The sequence below is a fragment of the Mesorhizobium sp. M0243 genome (assembly GCF_040321775.1).
Classification (GTDB): Bacteria; Pseudomonadota; Alphaproteobacteria; order Rhizobiales; family Rhizobiaceae; genus Mesorhizobium.
Genome location: NZ_JAMYSF010000016.1, coordinates 134,879 through 150,817, shown reverse-complemented (window position 1 = coordinate 150,817; position 15,939 = coordinate 134,879). Strand labels below are relative to the sequence as shown.

Genomic DNA, 15,939 nt, shown 5'->3' with positions numbered 1-15,939 from the left:
AGTATCAGATGTCGGCATTCCAACGCAGGCTGGAAGCCAGAGGCCTCCAACAGAGCATGTCACGCAAAGGCAATTGCCTCGACAACGCCCCAATGAAGAGCTTCTTTGCCATCCTCAAATCCGAGCTCTTCCATCCCGGAACCTTCGACACCGTTCAAAGCCTGGACGACGCCATCACGGACTACATCGACTATTACAACCACCGCCGCATCAAACTGAAACTGAAAGGGCTGGCCCCTGTGCAATACAGGAACCAGCCCTTAAACCTACCAACTCAATGAACCGTCCAACTTTATGGGGTCAGTTCATTTCCGGGGCTTTTTTCGACTTTCGTCAAGGTCAGTTCTTTCGGGGCAGTTGCGGCACGAGGCTGCGCTTGCCGCCGTCCTTGCCCTTGGCTTCGGGCTTCTGCGCCACCAGCTTCTTGGCCGCGGGCTTTTTCGTCACGGCCTTTCTGGGCTTCGTTGTTTCTTCCGGCTCTTCCTTCTTCGGCTTCACCGGCGCCTCGTCGGCGAGTGATTCGAGCTTCAGGCCGGTCTCGCCGGTTTCCTTCTTCTCGACGGTGACACGCACCGTGCCGCCCTTCTTGAGCTTGCCGAACAGCACCTCGTCGGCCAACGGTTTCTTGATGTGCTCCTGGATTACCCGGCCGAGCGGCCGCGCTCCCATGCGCTCATCATAGCCCTTGTCGGCGAGCCAGGCGATCGCATCCGCCGACAGGTCGAAGGTGACGCCACGCTCGGAAAGCTGGGCCTCGAGCTGCATGACGAACTTCTGCACCACCTGATGAATGACCGGCACCGGCAACGAGCCGAACGGGATGATCGCATCGAGACGGTTGCGGAATTCCGGCGTGAACAGCCGGTTGATCGCCTCGACATCGTCGCCTTCGCGCTTGGTCGAGCCGAAGCCGATCGCCGCGCGCTGCGCATCCGACGCGCCCGCATTGGTGGTCATGATCAGGATCACATTGCGGAAGTCGATCTGCTTGCCGTTGTGGTCGGTCAGCTTGCCATGGTCCATAACCTGCAACAGGATGTTGAACAGGTCCGGATGTGCCTTCTCGACCTCATCGAGCAACAGCACGCAATGCGGATGCTGGTCGACGCCGTCCGTCAAAAGACCGCCCTGGTCGAAGCCGACATAGCCGGGAGGCGCGCCGATCAGCCGCGAGACGGTGTGGCGTTCCATATATTCCGACATGTCGAAGCGGATCAGCTCGACGCCGAGCGACGCGGCCAACTGCTTGGCCACTTCGGTCTTGCCGACGCCGGTCGGGCCGGAGAACAGGTAGGAGCCGATCGGCTTCTCCGGTTCGCGCAGGCCGGCACGCGCCAGCTTGATCGCCGAGGTCAACGCGGTGATCGCGGTGTCCTGGCCATAGACGACGCGCTTCAGCTCGATATCGAGACCCTGCAGCACCTTCTCGTCATCGGCCGAAACCGTCTTCGGCGGGATGCGGGCCATGGTGGCGATCGTCGCCTCGATCTCCTTGATGCCGATCGTCTTCTTGCGCTTGGCTTCCGGAACCAGCATCTGCGAGGCGCCGGTCTCGTCGATCACGTCGATCGCCTTGTCCGGCAGCTTGCGGTCGTTGATGTAACGTGCCGACAGCTCCACCGAGGCCTTGATCGCCTCGTTGGTGAACTTCACCTTGTGGAACTCCTCATAATAGGGCTTGAGGCCCTTCATGATCTCGATGGCGTCCGCGATGGTCGGTTCGTTGACGTCGATCTTCTGGAAGCGCCGCACCAAAGCACGGTCCTTCTCGAAGAACTGGCGGAATTCCTTGTAGGTGGTCGAGCCGATGCAGCGGATCGCACCCGATGACAGCGCCGGCTTCAACAGGTTGGACGCATCCATGGCGCCGCCTGAAGTAGCCCCTGCGCCGATGACCGTATGGATCTCGTCGATGAACAGCACGGCACCGGGATAGTCCTCGAGTTCCTTGACGACCTGCTTCAGCCGTTCCTCGAAATCGCCGCGATAGCGCGTGCCGGCGAGCAGCGTGCCCATGTCGAGCGCGAAGATGGTGGCGTTGTGCAGCACTTCGGGAACGTCGCCCTCGACGATGCGCTTGGCCAGACCCTCGGCGATCGCCGTCTTGCCGACGCCGGGATCACCGACATAGAGCGGGTTGTTCTTCGAGCGGCGGCACAGCACCTGAATGGTGCGGTTGATCTCGGACTCGCGGCCGATCAGCGGGTCGATCTTGCCGGCCTTGGCCTTGTTGTTGAGATTGACGCAATAAGCCGTCAGCGCATCCTGCTGCTGCTTCTTCTTGCCGCCTTCCTCTTGTGGCTCGGCGCCGTTCTGGCCGCCCTGCTCGTCATCGGCACCGCGCGGCGAGCGTGTCTCCGATGCGCCCGGACGCTTGGCAATGCCGTGCGAGATGTAGTTGACCGCGTCGTAGCGGGTCATCTGCTGTTCCTGCAGGAAATAGGCGGCATGGCTCTCGCGCTCGGCGAAGATGGCGACGAGGACGTTAGCGCCCGAAACCTCCTCGCGGCCAGACGACTGCACATGGATCACCGCGCGCTGGATGACGCGCTGGAAACCGGCGGTCGGCTTGGAGTCCTCGTCGTAACCGGTGACGAGGTTGTCGAGCTCGGTGTCGATATAGGTGAGAACCGTGTGCTTGAGCTCATCGAGATCGACATTGCAGGCGCGCATGACGGCGGCCGCCTCGGTGTCGTCGATGAGCGCGAGCAGCAGATGTTCTAGGGTTGCATATTCATGGTGCCGCTCATTGGCGAGCGTCAGCGCCTGGTGAAGCGCCTTTTCCAGGCCTTGGGAGAAAGCCGGCATGTTACCTCACTTCTTCTCCATCACGCATTGCAGCGGATGCTGATTCTGTCGGGCGAAATCCATGACCTGGGACACTTTGGTCTCGGCCACCTCGAATGTATAGACCCCGCACTCGCCCACTCCATGATTGTGAACATGAAGCATGATGCGTGTGGCGGCTTCGCGATCCTTCTGGAAAAAACGCTCCAGCACGTGAACCACGAACTCCATCGGAGTGTAGTCGTCGTTGAGGATGAGGACCCGATAAAGGCTGGGCTTCTTGGTCTTGGTTTTGGTGCGCGTGATGACGGCCGTCCCACGGCCGGCCCCATTGCCGTTACCGTCGCCGTCTTGCATCCGCACCACTCGTCTCGTGGCAGTCAAACCGATCGTCACGTATTCCTGCCTCTTTCGATTCCCCATGCGAGTTCGACATGTAGGTGTTCGATGTACGATTTTAAGCCCTTCTGGTTAGCTGACAATATGGCTAGGTCACCAAACTTGGACGATTTTCGCAATCGTGAAGGGGCGCGAGGCTCTGGAACGGAAATTGACACGAAAAAGCCGGGCCGCGTTTCCGTGGCCGGGCTTTTTCTCGGGTTCAAAGGCTGAATCTGGGGTCACGTCAGGCGAAATCAGTTCGCCCGGGCAAAATTACTTTGCCTTGGCAACGATCGATTCGAATGGCTTGTAAGCTTCCTTGGCGAGTTCGGCATAGAGATCGCCGATCTTGGTGGCCTCGGCGACGAACGCCTCATAGGACTGCTTGGCGTAATCCGACTGGATCTCGATCGCCTTTTCCAGCGACTTGGCTGAAAACAGCTTCTCCACCGTGGCGCTGCCGGTTTCAAAACTCTTCTTGGTGTATTCACCAGCTTCGGTGGCAATCGCCTGCGCGCCCTTGGACAGCGACGCAAAGCTCTTCAATCCGGTGTCGGCGAACTCTTTGCCGTATTTGCTGAAGTCCTCATAGGTCTGGGTCATTTCACGATTCCCTTGACGGTTGAAGCGTCCTTCTTCGGGGCGCCCTTGTGCAATGCAAGATAATATATTGTGCGCCGCACAAAAGTCAAGATTTCGCGGGCTTGCGGACCCGCCTGCGCAGCCAATGGCTAAAAATCGAATAAAGAGAGCCACAAGCCCGAAGAAAATGGTGAACGCGGCGGTTACCATAAACGGATTGGTAACGCTGCGCCGGTAGCTTGGCCGGAAGCGAGGCAGGACCCTTTGCCGCCTCCAACGCAACGAAGAAATCCAAGGGAAGTACCAAGTGCGTAAGGCGTTGTTGGGCATCGTTTCAAAATCCACCTCCCCTCTCAAAACTATGATGATCATCGCCCTGGCGATGACATTCGTTTTTGGCGACGTTGCCTCGTCGCTGGCGGCCAGGCAGGCGGCCATCGTCGTGGATGCCAAGACCGGCAAAGTGCTCTACTCCGCCGACGCCAACGGCAGGCGCTATCCGGCTTCGCTGACCAAGATGATGACGCTGTATCTGACCTTCGAAGCGATGGCGAAGGGCAAGATCAGCAGGAACACGCCAGTGGTGTTTTCCGCCAAGGCCTCCGCCGAGGCGCCGACGAAACTTGGCGTGAAGCCGGGCGGTTCCGTCACGGTCGAGACCGCGATCCTGTCGATCGTCACCAAGTCGGCGAATGACTCGGCCACCGCGCTCGGCGAAATGCTCGGCGGCAATGAAACCACTTTTGCCCGCATGATGACCGCCAAGGCGCGTGCGCTGGGGATGAACGGCACCGTGTTCCGCAACGCCAATGGCCTGCCCGATCCCGGCCAGTTCACCACCGCGCGCGACATGGCGACGCTCGGCATCGCGCTGCGCGAGCATTTTCCCCAGTATTACGGCTATTTCTCGCAGCGCTCCTTTCTCTATGGGCGCCAGCGCATCAACGGCCACAACCGTCTGCTTGGACGCATCAAGGGCGTCGACGGCATCAAGACTGGCTACACCCGCGCCTCCGGCTTCAACCTCGTCTCATCGGTTTCCGATGGCAATCGCCGCATCGTCGGCGTGGTCATGGGCGGCACCTCGGGCGGCAGCCGCGACAATCAGATGGCCAGCTTGATCAACACCTATCTGCCGAGGGCGTCGACTCGCGGTGGTGGCGATCTGGTCGCCAAGGCCGGTGGCAACAACCCCATCACCGCCCTTGCCAAGGTTCTCCTGCCCAAGCATGACGCTCCGACACCGGACGACAAGCCTGTCATAGCGCAGGACGATGTCACCGTTGCCGAGGACGCCACGGTCGCGGAAGACGATACCGCGCAGGCCGAAGAAGCAGCCCCCGTCGTCAAGACCAGAAAGGTCAAGACCGTCATCGTTTCAGCCCCCCAAGTCGCGACGGCCCAGGTTGTAGCGGCCTATGCCGAGCCGACGCCGGCGGCTGTCGACCCGGTCAACACCGCGTCGGTGCCTTCGGGTTGGGCCATTCAGGTCGCCTCGTCGCCCAAGCAGTCCGAGGCCCAGGCCTTTCTCGACAAGACCACCAAGCAGGCGCCCAAGGTGCTGGCGGACGCTTCCGGTTTCACTGTCGCCTTCGACAAGGATGGCGTCACCTACTACCGCGCCCGCTTCGGTGGCTTCGGTTCGAAGACCGCCGCCTGGAAGGCCTGTACCGCTTTGAAGAAGAAGAACATCGAGTGCTACGCCGTCCAGCAGTAGGACGGCGTGCAAGCCATCTCCCGGAAAAATTCTGCGTCGAAGGAGACTAGTTGTGATTGGAGAGCAAGACGTCCTTGGCTTCGTTAATCCGCGCCGCCAGGAAAGACGTGCCGCCGACATCGGGGTGCAGGCGCTGCATCAGGCGGCGGTGCGCCTTGCGGACATCCGCCGCGGCGGCCCCCGCTTCAAGACCAAGGACCTTGTAGGCCTCCTCCTTAGTCATGGCGCCCGGACCTGGCGCAACACCCAGCCCTTCGCCACCGTTCGTCTCAGCGTTTTTGCGCCAGACGGGAAATCTGCCGTCAAGATACGTCTCTAGCAGCTGTCGGCTCTCCGGATCGCCGGAGAGTTCGCGGTAGAGGTGTTGCAATTCCGCCAGCCCCATCGCGCCAAGCATCTTGCCTTCGTGGCGGCCAGCCAGGACCAGTCCTTCGAGGCCGCCGGTATCGTGATCGAGTTCCATTTCCAATGCCGCTGTGCGCACCGTCGAGCGTTTGCCCGGTGCAAGCCCGGCCGGCTGGCGTTTCATGCGCATGGAACCATACCAGGCAATTGCGCCGGTGAGAATCATGCCGCCGATGCCTTCCCGGCCGACCACAAGCACGGCGACGCCGACAAGTGCCAGAAGAGCCGGCCCGAGCGTTCGCAGCGTGCTCGCCAGTTTCGCCGGCTCGGCACGCAGAAAGATCGTCACCGCGCCGAGGAGCAGCAGAAGCAACGCTCCAAAAGCGATGATCGCGCCCATTATTTTCCGCCGCCCCGCAGATACTCGATCATCAGCCGGTCTTCCGGCCTGCCCCTGGCTTCGAGCGCCTTCAACCCGCCGGTCGCAAACACGGCGACGGCCGAAAGCAGTCCTGCCAGGGTCGCGGCAGCCCGCCGATCAAATCTAAACCAAGCCCCCTTGGACAGCCGCGCAATCTCTTTGAACGCCTTTTCTGCGCCGGAATCATGGCCTTCCTGAAACACGAAGACGGGAACGCCATGAAGGCCGAGGCTGCCGGCCTTTTCGGCCAGATCGTCGATATTCTCTTCCATCGCGTCGCCGATGTAGACCAGCGCATTGACCTTGGCGGCCGCCGTCTGTTTCAACGCATGCGTCAGGACCTTGCCGATCTGGGTGTGGCCGCTGCGGCATTCGATCCGCGTCATCAGCTGCTTCAAGGCATTGGTGTCGCTCACGAAAGCGGACGAACGGCACTCGCCGAGACCACGAAAATAAACCAGTTGCACGCTGAGGGTTCCGGCCTTGCCGACAGCGTCGAACATCTGGCCCTGCAGCTCACAAGCCAGATCCCAGGTCGGCTGGCGGCTCATTGTTGCGTCGAGAGCAAGGATCAGCCTGCCCGAATCGGTCGCCGACGCGGCAAGTGTCCTCGCCTGACGAATGAAGGCGTCGATCTCGCCGGCGTTGGATTGAGGCTTGATCGGCGCAGGATTGGTCCCCGCTGGCACAGGCTGCTTCTTATCGCTCATGAAAAACAAGATGTGGCGTTGCCACATCGCTTGCAAGCCCCACATCGGGCAGTGCAAAGGGCCAGGCGGTGATGCCACCTGGGGTCAGAGCAGACCGAGATCGGCCAGCTCGCGCCTGAGTTTCGGCGGCATCTCGATCAATCCGGCCTTGCCCTTACCCAGATCGAGCGGCGCGTCCGCCGGCTTCAGGTAGCGCCAGCCCTGAAAAGCCCGGCGTGGCTGCCAGTCGGTGCGTACAACCTCGGGGTCGAGTATCAGATGGCAACGGCCTATGCCTTCACTGTCGGTGAACGGCCGGATTTCGGTGATCAACTGGCGGCACTGCACATTGCCTTTGATCACCCAATAGAGCGAACCGCCATCGGTAACCTCGGCGCCGCGCGTCGGCATCATACGGGTGGTGTGATACTGCTCGACCGGCTCACCGGCGCGCCGCCGCTCGTCGAGGCGGAAGGCGATCCACTCTTCGAGATCCTCGACGCTGTCGCAGCCGACACAGAGTTTTATGAGATTGAGAGACATCGCTTAAGGTTAGTCCTGCACGCGAACGCGTCAACGACCGGATCGACTTCTCCACAGTAGCGGTTTAGGCCAGCCTTCAGCACTCCACGACGTTGACTGCAAGCCCGCCAAGGCTGGTTTCCTTGTACTTCTCGTTCATGTCGAGGCCGGTCTGGCGCATGGTCTCGATCGCCGCATCGAGCGGTACGAAATGGATGCCGTCGCCCTTGATGGCCAGTGACGCTGCCGTCACCGCCTTGACCGCGCCCAGCGCATTGCGTTCGATGCACGGCACCTGCACCAGCCCGCCGACCGGATCGCAGGTCATGCCGAGATGATGTTCGAGCGCGATCTCGGCGGCATTCTCGACCTGCTCGGGCGTGCCGCCCATGACGGCGCACAGGCCGGCCGCCGCCATCGCCGATGCCGAGCCGACCTCGCCCTGACAGCCGACCTCGGCGCCCGAGATCGACGCGTTGGTCTTGATGATGCCGCCAACGGCGGCAGCCGTCAGCAGGAAATCACGAATGCTCGGCTGGTCCGCCTCGGGATGGAAATGCAGCCAGTAGCGCAGCACCGCCGGCAGCGTGCCGGCAGCGCCATTGGTCGGCGCGGTGACGACGCGGCCGCCGGCGGCATTTTCCTCGTTCACGGCCATGGCGTAGATCGACAGCCAGTCATTGGCGAGCAAAGGATTGGGCTTGTTCTGCTGCCACTGCTCCTGCAGCTTATCGTGCAGCATGCGGGCACGGCGGCGCACCTTCAGCCCACCCGGCATGATGCCATCCTGCGACAGGCCACGGTCGATGCAGCCCTTCATGGCGCTCCAGATTCCGTCGAGGCCGGCGTCGAGCTCCTCGCGCGTCATCTGCGTCTCCTCGTTGACGCGTTTCATGTCGGCGATGGAAAGGCCGCTTTTGCCGGCCATGGCCAGCATCTCGACCGCATTCTTGAACGGATAAGGCACTTTCTTGCCTTCGGTTGTCACCGAACCTTTGGCTTTCATCCGCTGCAGTTCTTCTTCGGAAACCACGAAGCCGCCGCCGATCGAATAATAGATGCGCTTGAGCAGCAGGCGGCCGCCGGAATCATAGGCGTAGAACGCCATGCCGTTGGCGTGACCGGTGAGCGGCGTTTTGCGGTCCAGCACCAGATCGGTGGCCGGATCGAAGCGATAGGCGGGATGGCCGGGCGGCGAAATGCGCTTTTCGGCGGCGATGCGGCTGGCAATGCCATCGGCCTGGTCGGGATCGACCGTCTGCGGCGTCAGGCCGGCAAGGCCGAGCATGACGGCGCGATCACTGCCGTGGCCAATACCGGTGTAGGCGAGTGACCCGTGCAGACTTGCGCCAAGCCGATCGACCTTGACGCCCGCCGGACGCGGCCAGTCATTTCCCGCGACCTCGTCGAGAAACCGCGCAGCGGCTGTCACCGGCCCCATCGTGTGCGAACTCGAGGGTCCTATGCCGATCTTGAACAGGTCGAAAACCGAAAGGAACACGCGGCGTTGTCTCCTGGCGTCAGGTCGATGACTACATATAGGAATTCCCACGATGTTTCCGCTCTTTTGGAAATCGCGGCGCTGCACCCGCCGACCTTGTTTGCTCCGGCAGCGACATTGGTGCCTTATCGCTGTAGGCGGACATCGAAGCGATCGCGCTGAATGTGCTAAATTCAGGCCATGGGCGATTCCCTCGATCTTTCGACAGCCGATCTCGCGGCGCTGGCCTTCTTCCTCGTCGCGTGGCTGCTGCACACGTTCGCCTCCGACGGCAAGCTGGTCAGCCGCATGTCACTGACGACGGCGATGAATGCACAGCGGCAAGCCTGGATGCGGACCATGGCCGAGCGCGAGATCCGCATCGTCGATACCGCCATCATGAGCGGGCTGCAGCAAGGCACCGCCTTCTTCGCCTCCAGCTCGCTGATCGCCATCGGCGGCTGTTTTGCCCTGCTCGGCGCATCCGACCGGGTTCTTGAAGTGCTCAGCGACCTGCCCCTGGGTGGCGCGCCGTCGCGCGCGGCCTTCCAGATAAAGGTGTTCGGGCTGGTGCTGATCCTGGCGTTTTCGTTCTTCAAATTCGGCTGGGCGTACCGGCTGTTCAACTATTGCACGATCCTGATCGGCGCCGTGCCGATCCCGCATGGCGAAGCCTCACGCAATCCGGTCACCGAAACGGCGGTGTGGCGTGCGGCGCAAATGAACATGCTGGCCGGAAAGCACTTCAACTCCGGCCTGCGCGGCGTGTTCTTCTCGATCGGTTATCTCGGCTGGTTCGTCGACCCAATGGTGTTCGTGTTGTCGACGCTGTTGCTGCTGGCCGTTCTGGTGCGGCGCCAGTTCTTCTCGGCCGCCAGGCAGGCGGTGATCGGTCAGCCGCCTGGAAAAGGCTGATCGATCCGGCCTGACAGCCAGTAGGCAAAAAGCCCGATCCATTCGCGGATGGCCATGGTGGCGGCCTGCAGCGAATCGGCTGGATTGTCGCGGAACAGGCCGATGCCTTCTTTGCCCGAGGTGCGATAGTCGACCGGCCAGGGAACAGTCGCAAAGCCAGCCTTGTCGAACAGCGCCTTGGCGCGCGGCATATGGAAGGCCGAAGTCACCAGCAGCCAGGTCTCGCCGGGCTTCGGCGTTAGCAACTCCTTGGTGAAGACCGCGTTCTCATAGGTGTTGCGGGACTTGTTCTCCAGGATCAGACGATCGGCGGCCACGCCAAGCGCGGTGAGCAGGCGCGGCGCGGTTGCGGCATCGCCCTCGCCATCGAGAAACAACGCGCCGGTGCCGCCGGAGACGACCACCTTGGCGGTAGGAAAGCGCCGGGCCAGAACTGCGGTCTCGACCATCCGATCTCCGCTGCTGTTCAACTCATAGCTGCCGCGCGCCAGATTGATGGCGCCCTCGAAGCCGCCGCCGAGCACGACGATGCCGTCGACCTTTGCCGGCAGCGGCGGGCGCGCGAAGCGCTCTTCCAGCGGATTGAGCATCATGGCGCCGAGCGACGTCCACGCTGACAGCGCAAGGACCAGAAATGCCAGCACGCTGCCGGTAGCCGCCAGCCGCCGGCGCCCGATCATGGCCGCGAGCAATCCCGCCAGCAGCAGAAAGATCGCCAGGTTCAGCGGCTGGATGAAGAACCAAAAGATCTTGGACAGGTAGAAGAACATCGCTCACCCCATTGCAGCGCCGCGCGGGCGTGCGCGCTCAAAGGACGCTAACACTTTGATTTTGCGCAGGATCCTTCCGAAAATCGATTCGACTTTCAGGGCATGCGCTAGACGAGCGACGTCCCTACCACCACTTCTCCGGCTGGAACGTGCCTGCGGCCTGCTCGATGACGGCAGCGGTCTGGAACAGGGTTTCCTCATCGAACGGCCGGCCGATCAGCTGCAGGCCGAGCGGCAGGCCCTTGGCGTCGAGCCCGGCGGGCACAGCGATGCCCGGCAGGCCCGCCATGTTCACAGTGACGGTGAAGATGTCGTTCAGGTACATCTTGACCGGATCGGCAGCCATGTCCTCGTCGGCGATGCCGAAGGCGGCGGACGGCGTTGCCGGGGTCAGGATGACATCGACGCCGGCGGCGAAGACAGTCTCGAAATCCCGCTTGATCAGATTGCGCACCTTCTGCGCCTGCAGATAGTAGGCGTCGTAATAGCCGGCCGACAGCACATAGGTGCCGATCATGATGCGGCGCTTGACCTCGCGGCCGAAACCCGCGGCGCGGGTCTTCTCATACATGTCGACGATATCCTTGCCCGGCACGCGCAAGCCGTAGCGGACGCCATCATAGCGGGCGAGGTTGGACGAAGCCTCGGCCGGCGCCACGATGTAATAGGCGGGCAGCGCGTATTTCGTATGCGGCAGGGAAATGTCGACGATCTCGGCGCCGGCGTCCTTCAGCCAGGCAATGCCCTTCTGCCACAGCGCTTCGATCTCTTCGGGCATGCCGTCGACGCGGTATTCCCTGGGAATGCCGACCTTCATGCCCTTGATCGGCTTGCCGATCACCGCCTCATAATCCGGCACCGGCCGGTCGACCGACGTCGTGTCCTTCGGATCGACAGAGGCCATCGATTTCAACAGGATCGCGGCATCGCGTACGTCGCGCGCGATCGGGCCGGCCTGGTCGAGCGACGAGGCGAACGCGACGATACCCCAGCGTGAGCAGCGGCCATAGGTCGGCTTGATGCCGACCGTCCCGGTGAAGGCGGCCGGCTGGCGGATCGAGCCGCCAGTGTCCGTCGCGGTCGCGCCGGCGCACAGGAAGGCGGAGACTGCCGTGGCCGACCCGCCAGAAGAGCCACCCGGCACCAACTGCGCATTGTCCAGGCTGCGCACGGTCCTCGTGCCGCCGGCCGAAACGAAGCCGCCGTCGCCCTGATGCGTCGTGGGCATCACCGCAGTATCGAGGCGCGAGCGCCGCCACGGATTGATGACCGGGCCATAGTAGGACGTCTCGTTGGACGAGCCCATGGCGAACTCGTCCATGTTGAGTTTGCCGAGCATAACGGCGCCGTCGGCCCACAGATTTGACGTAACGGTCGATTCGTAGCGCGGCTTGAACCCGTCGAGCACATGGCTGCAAGCCTGCGTGTGGACGCCTTCGGTGCCGAACAGGTCCTTGATCCCCAACGGAATGCCTTCCAGCGCACCGCCCTCGCCCTTGACCAGCCTGGCGTCGGACGCCTTGGCCATGTCGCGCGCCTTGTCGCCGGTCACGGCGACATAGGCATTGAGCGCCGGATTGGCGCGCTCGATAGCGCCGAGATAGGCCTCGGTGATCTCGGTCGCGGTGATTTCCTTGTCGCGCAGCTTGGCGCGGGCCTGTGAAATCGTCAGCTGGGTCAGGTCGCTCATCAAAGGCTCTTTTCGTAAAACACCGACCACTCAGAATCGGGATAATCCAGCACCGGGCCGCAGCGCGAAAACCCGGCGCGTTCGTAGACTGTCCACGCCGCGGGATGACGATCGCCCGTCTCCAGCACCAGGCGCTTCAGCCCCTCGTTGCGCGCCAGCGATCCGACCCGCTCAACGATTTTCGCGCCGATCTTCTGCCCGCGATGCGACGGCCTGATATACATGCGCTTGACCTCGCCAATGGCGCCGTCATGACGCTTCAGCGCGCCGCAGCCAATGGCCAGGCCATTATCGCGGGCGATGAAAACCGTCGTGTCCTCACCGGCCATCTGCTCGACCGTCAAATGGTAGCAATGCTCCGGCGGCGTCAGTTCGAGCAAGGTCTCGTTGAGTTCCGTGACCAGCCTGCGCACGTCGTCCTGGAGCGGCTTCTCAATGGCGATCTCGATTGCCATCGGCCGACTTACTCCACGACCTTCGGCACGAGGAAGAAATTCTCTTCGGTCGCCGGCGCGTTAGCGACGATGTCGGCGGCCTTGCCGCCGTCGGTGACGACATCGCTGCGCTTCTTCATGTCCATCGGCGTTACCGAGGTCATTGGTTCGACACCGGAAACATCGACCTCGTTCAGCTGCTCGACGAAGCCCAGAATGGCGTTCAGCTCCCCGGTCATCCGTTCGGCATCTTCTTCGCTCACCGCGATGCGGGCGAGATGCGCGACGCGCTTCACTGTCTGAAGATCTACGGACATGTTTTTGCCTCGGGGAAAACCAGTTCGGGCTATAGCGGCGCCGCGCGCGCTGCGCAACATGCATCGTGCGAGAGACCAGGCTGTGCCGGCGGCCCGCTCGTGGGCCCTCAGAATACGTCTATGGCAGAGCAACGCCTTCGCACAGATAGTAGCTGCCGCTGTTGCCGCTTGCTTCGCTTTCGTCGTCGACGGGCCGAACCGACACGAGATCGATCTGCTTGGCGTTCATTTGCGTCACGGAGAGAACGTCGGGAAAGACATAACCCGGTTCCTGGCAGATGGCCGTCACCGCCCAGCTCGGCGAAGCCGTGGCCTTGCTGATCTGCAGAAACTCGCAATTGTATTCGACGCTCTGCAGGCCGTGCGCCGAAAGCACGATGTTGCCTGCGTCGATCAGCGTTTGCAGCGTGTCCTTTTTGGCCTGTTTGCAAAGCTCCTCGGATTGCAGGTAGACGCCCTCGATGAAATCATCCGCGGCGAGCGCGGGCGACGCCGCGACCAACATCGATACACAAAGAGATTTCCTCAAAGCCATGGTCTTATTCCGCTTTCGCCACGCCTAGATCGTAATCGTCTCACCGATATCAGGCAATGCCACCGTCACGCCGGACCCTTCCATGCCGGCCTCGAACTTGTCGGCGGTCGGATCGATCATCGGAAACGTGCCGAAGTGACAGGGAACCACGGTATCGAATTTGAAGAAGCGCCGGCAGGCAAGTGCAGCCACCGCGCCGCCCATGGTGAAACGGTCGCCGATCGGCACGATGCCGATCTTCGGTTCATGCAACTCGTTGATCAGCGCCATGTCGGAGAAGATGTCGGTGTCGCCCATGTGATAGAGCGTCTTGTCTTCCGGGAAATGCAGGACGAGGCCGCCCGGATTGCCGAGATAGGTGTTCTGGCCGCCCTCGCCGGGGAACGAGGATGAGTGCAGCGCCTGGACTAAAGTGGTGGTGAAGCTGCCGCAATCGACGGTGCCGCCGATGTTGCCCGGGTTGATCTTCTTGTCGCTGACCCCCTTGCCGACCAGATACATGCAGATCTCGAAATTGGCGACCAGCTGCGCGCCGCTTTTGCCGAGCACTTCCACGGCGCCGCTGATGTGATCGCTGTGGCCATGCGTCAGCAGCACATGCGTGATCCCCTCGGCCGGTCCCTCCCAGCCGCCCGTCCAGGACGGATTGCCGATCAGATAGGGATCGATGAGGATCTTGGCATCAGCGGTCTCGATGCGAAAGGCCGAGTGGCCGTACCAGGTCAGTTTCATGAATGCATTCCTCGATTTTTATCTTGCCAAAGGATAGAACGCCGATGGCCCCGAGATCAAAGGGTTACTTGTCCGCCACGCGTTTGACAAAACACCTGGTGGTGAAAGGCGAAGGACGGCCGGTGGGCATTATCACGATCGAAGAATTGCCGGCGCGGCTAACCGGCGGCAAGACGCTGGCGGGGCTTGACCTCGGCGACAAGACGATCGGCGTCGCGGTCTCGGACCAGAGGTTTTCCTTCGCCCATCCGCGCCCGGTCATCATGCGAAGGAAATTCTCGCTCGATGCGGCGGTGCTGCTCGCCTTGCTGCACAAGGAGAATGCCGGCGCGGTGGTGATTGGGCTGCCGATCAACATGGACGGTTCGGAAGGTCCGCGTGCGCAGAAATCACGCGCCTTCGTCCGCAACATGGCCCAGATGAGCGACCTGCCCTTCGTGCTCTGGGATGAAAGACTATCGACGGTCGCGGCCGAAAGGACGCTGATCGAGATGGATTTCTCGCGCCGCAAGCGCGCCGGCAAGATCGATTCGGCGGCAGCCGCGTTTATTCTGCAGGGAGTTTTGGACCGGCTTCAGTCGCTCCACGCATCCGCTCGAACGGAACCGGACCCGCCCAGCGCTGTCTGACCCAGCCGGCGATTTCGCGGCGACGGCGGAAGGCCCAAAGCGCCATCAGCAGCAACCCGTCGAAGACGCACGTCTTCGCCACCATGCCGGGAATGATCGCCGGATCGATGCCGAGCATCTGGCCATAGAGCTGGAAGAAGAAGTCGTGCATCTGTCGGCTGAGCATCGTGTAGCCGAAATTGATGTCATTGGCCGACAGATAGAACCAGCCCCAGAAAATCGCCATCGGCGCCGCCCAAAATCCGAAGATGTAGCGCATCAGCGGCCTCCCCTGGGATTGGAGCCGGTCTTGGAGACCGTTCGGCCTGATATGAGTGAAAGCAGCGAATTGTGGGCCGCGGCTTTTGCCATGCCATGCGCGACGGCATGGATCTCGCTTTCGCCGGAAGCCGCTGCCGCAACCACGGACCGCCGCTCGGCAAGCATGGCGACATAGGACGCCAGAAGTGCCGCCAGTTGCACGGCGACGGCCATGAAGAGCCCGTTGATGCCTTGCGCGGCGCCACCGACGACGATCAGCGACAACACGCCGGACGCGCATATGAAGGCGATGCGGGCGACGCTGTCGGCGCCCGCGCTGGTCGCGTCGTTGACCAGGGCTTCGACAAAGGCCCAGAAAAACAGAACCGCGACGACAAGCAATGCGGTGGCGAGCGGCGCCACGACGACGAAATTGTCGAGGTCGACGAAGCGGGTACCCTCGATTGTAGTGCCCAGCACGCCGAGCGCCGCCGCCACACCCCGGTTTCCGTCGATGCAGATTAGCGCAAGCAGGGCGAAAACAATCGCCCAGTGCAAGGCCAGAAAAGAGGTCAGTACCTGTCGCATCGGTGTTCCTGCTTCGCAAAGCAAGAGACGGCCAATCTGAACCATTCCCTGCTTGCACTAGGACAGTGGGCCTTGCCGTCCGCCATCGCAACGGAAACCATTTGTTAAGGTTAACGACGATTAGCCATACGCGTGAGGATGCCCGCCAACACGTCAAAACTGTGG

19 protein-coding genes are annotated in these 15,939 nt (G+C 62.0%); 4 read left to right on the top strand and 15 right to left on the bottom strand.

Annotation, left to right across the window (positions count from 1 at the left end; translation table 11 throughout):
• On the top strand, positions 1 to 281 hold a 281-nt coding region (locus NKJ11_RS21060; RefSeq protein ID WP_352794211.1), incomplete at its 5' end, for an IS3 family transposase.
• A 58-nt stretch (positions 282 to 339) separates the two neighbouring features.
• Here the strand turns inward: NKJ11_RS21060 and clpA are convergent.
• The 3 genes from clpA to NKJ11_RS21045 all read right to left on the bottom strand — a co-directional run bounded on the left by clpA (position 340) and on the right by NKJ11_RS21045 (position 3,771).
• Positions 340 to 2,808, bottom strand: a complete 2,469-nt coding sequence (gene clpA, locus NKJ11_RS21055; RefSeq protein ID WP_023812949.1) for an ATP-dependent Clp protease ATP-binding subunit ClpA — start codon at positions 2,806 to 2,808, stop codon at positions 340 to 342.
• A 6-nt stretch (positions 2,809 to 2,814) separates the two neighbouring features.
• Positions 2,815 to 3,144 carry an ATP-dependent Clp protease adapter ClpS gene (gene clpS, locus NKJ11_RS21050; RefSeq protein ID WP_023812950.1) on the bottom strand — a complete coding sequence of 110 codons (330 nt, stop codon included), beginning with the start codon at positions 3,142 to 3,144 and terminating at the stop codon, positions 2,815 to 2,817.
• 297 nt (positions 3,145 to 3,441) lie between these two features.
• Complete coding sequence (locus NKJ11_RS21045) at positions 3,442 to 3,771, bottom strand: phasin family protein (RefSeq protein ID WP_013531776.1); 330 nt, start codon at positions 3,769 to 3,771, stop codon at positions 3,442 to 3,444.
• Between the two features lie 286 nt (positions 3,772 to 4,057).
• On the opposite strand from NKJ11_RS21045, the gene NKJ11_RS21040 reads away from it, so the two are divergent.
• Complete coding sequence (locus tag NKJ11_RS21040) at positions 4,058 to 5,467, top strand: D-alanyl-D-alanine carboxypeptidase (protein ID WP_128303603.1); 1,410 nt, start codon at positions 4,058 to 4,060, stop codon at positions 5,465 to 5,467.
• A 46-nt stretch (positions 5,468 to 5,513) separates the two neighbouring features.
• Here NKJ11_RS21040 and NKJ11_RS21035 read toward each other — a convergent pair whose 3' ends face one another.
• The 4 genes from NKJ11_RS21035 to NKJ11_RS21020 all read right to left on the bottom strand — a co-directional run bounded on the left by NKJ11_RS21035 (position 5,514) and on the right by NKJ11_RS21020 (position 8,945).
• Positions 5,514 to 6,212 carry a DnaJ domain-containing protein gene (locus NKJ11_RS21035; RefSeq protein WP_023812952.1) on the bottom strand — a complete coding sequence of 233 codons (699 nt, stop codon included), beginning with the start codon at positions 6,210 to 6,212 and terminating at the stop codon, positions 5,514 to 5,516.
• On the bottom strand, positions 6,212 to 6,943 hold the full coding sequence (locus NKJ11_RS21030; protein ID WP_352794209.1) for a vWA domain-containing protein: 732 nt from the start codon (positions 6,941 to 6,943) through the stop codon (positions 6,212 to 6,214). Before NKJ11_RS21030 ends, NKJ11_RS21035 begins: the two co-directional genes overlap by 1 nt.
• Positions 6,944 to 7,027: 84 nt before the next feature.
• Entirely contained in the window at positions 7,028 to 7,465 is a 438-nt protein-coding gene (locus NKJ11_RS21025; RefSeq protein ID WP_013531780.1) for a DUF1489 family protein, read from the bottom strand.
• 76 nt (positions 7,466 to 7,541) lie between these two features.
• Positions 7,542 to 8,945 carry an L-serine ammonia-lyase gene (locus NKJ11_RS21020; protein WP_352794207.1) on the bottom strand — a complete coding sequence of 468 codons (1,404 nt, stop codon included), beginning with the start codon at positions 8,943 to 8,945 and terminating at the stop codon, positions 7,542 to 7,544.
• 180 nt (positions 8,946 to 9,125) lie between these two features.
• Between NKJ11_RS21020 and NKJ11_RS21015 the strand changes: the two genes are divergently transcribed.
• Positions 9,126 to 9,839: a DUF599 domain-containing protein gene (locus tag NKJ11_RS21015; RefSeq protein ID WP_027161543.1), complete on the top strand. Its 714-nt coding sequence runs from the start codon at positions 9,126 to 9,128 to the stop codon at positions 9,837 to 9,839.
• Here NKJ11_RS21015 and NKJ11_RS21010 read toward each other — a convergent pair.
• The 6 genes from NKJ11_RS21010 to NKJ11_RS20985 form a co-directional block, all read right to left on the bottom strand.
• Positions 9,818 to 10,609, bottom strand: coding sequence for a YdcF family protein (locus NKJ11_RS21010; protein ID WP_352794205.1), 792 nt, complete (start codon positions 10,607 to 10,609; stop codon positions 9,818 to 9,820). The two genes, NKJ11_RS21015 and NKJ11_RS21010, sit on opposite strands and share 22 nt — an antisense overlap.
• A gap of 124 nt (positions 10,610 to 10,733) precedes the next feature.
• Entirely contained in the window at positions 10,734 to 12,299 is a 1,566-nt protein-coding gene (locus NKJ11_RS21005) for an amidase (RefSeq protein WP_023812956.1), read from the bottom strand.
• Positions 12,299 to 12,754 carry a GNAT family N-acetyltransferase gene (locus tag NKJ11_RS21000; RefSeq protein WP_352612921.1) on the bottom strand — a complete coding sequence of 152 codons (456 nt, stop codon included), beginning with the start codon at positions 12,752 to 12,754 and terminating at the stop codon, positions 12,299 to 12,301. Before NKJ11_RS21000 ends, NKJ11_RS21005 begins: the two co-directional genes overlap by 1 nt.
• Positions 12,755 to 12,762: 8 nt before the next feature.
• Complete coding sequence (gene gatC, locus NKJ11_RS20995; RefSeq protein WP_023812958.1) at positions 12,763 to 13,050, bottom strand: Asp-tRNA(Asn)/Glu-tRNA(Gln) amidotransferase subunit GatC; 288 nt, start codon at positions 13,048 to 13,050, stop codon at positions 12,763 to 12,765.
• 118 nt (positions 13,051 to 13,168) lie between these two features.
• Complete coding sequence (locus NKJ11_RS20990) at positions 13,169 to 13,585, bottom strand: hypothetical protein (RefSeq protein WP_352553071.1); 417 nt, start codon at positions 13,583 to 13,585, stop codon at positions 13,169 to 13,171.
• A 24-nt stretch (positions 13,586 to 13,609) separates the two neighbouring features.
• On the bottom strand, positions 13,610 to 14,317 hold the full coding sequence (locus NKJ11_RS20985) for a metal-dependent hydrolase (RefSeq protein WP_352794203.1): 708 nt from the start codon (positions 14,315 to 14,317) through the stop codon (positions 13,610 to 13,612).
• Between the two features lie 122 nt (positions 14,318 to 14,439).
• Here NKJ11_RS20985 and ruvX point away from each other — a divergent pair, with 122 nt between their 5' ends.
• Positions 14,440 to 14,946 carry a Holliday junction resolvase RuvX gene (ruvX, locus tag NKJ11_RS20980; protein WP_128308140.1) on the top strand — a complete coding sequence of 169 codons (507 nt, stop codon included), beginning with the start codon at positions 14,440 to 14,442 and terminating at the stop codon, positions 14,944 to 14,946.
• Here the strand turns inward: ruvX and NKJ11_RS20975 are convergent.
• Positions 14,864 to 15,205, bottom strand: coding sequence for a DUF6105 family protein (locus NKJ11_RS20975; RefSeq protein WP_023812962.1), 342 nt, complete (start codon positions 15,203 to 15,205; stop codon positions 14,864 to 14,866). The genes ruvX and NKJ11_RS20975 overlap by 83 nt on opposite strands.
• Complete coding sequence (locus NKJ11_RS20970) at positions 15,205 to 15,774, bottom strand: hypothetical protein (RefSeq protein WP_023812963.1); 570 nt, start codon at positions 15,772 to 15,774, stop codon at positions 15,205 to 15,207. The genes NKJ11_RS20975 and NKJ11_RS20970 overlap by 1 nt, the downstream gene beginning before the upstream one ends.
• Positions 15,775 to 15,939: the final 165 nt, after the last annotated feature.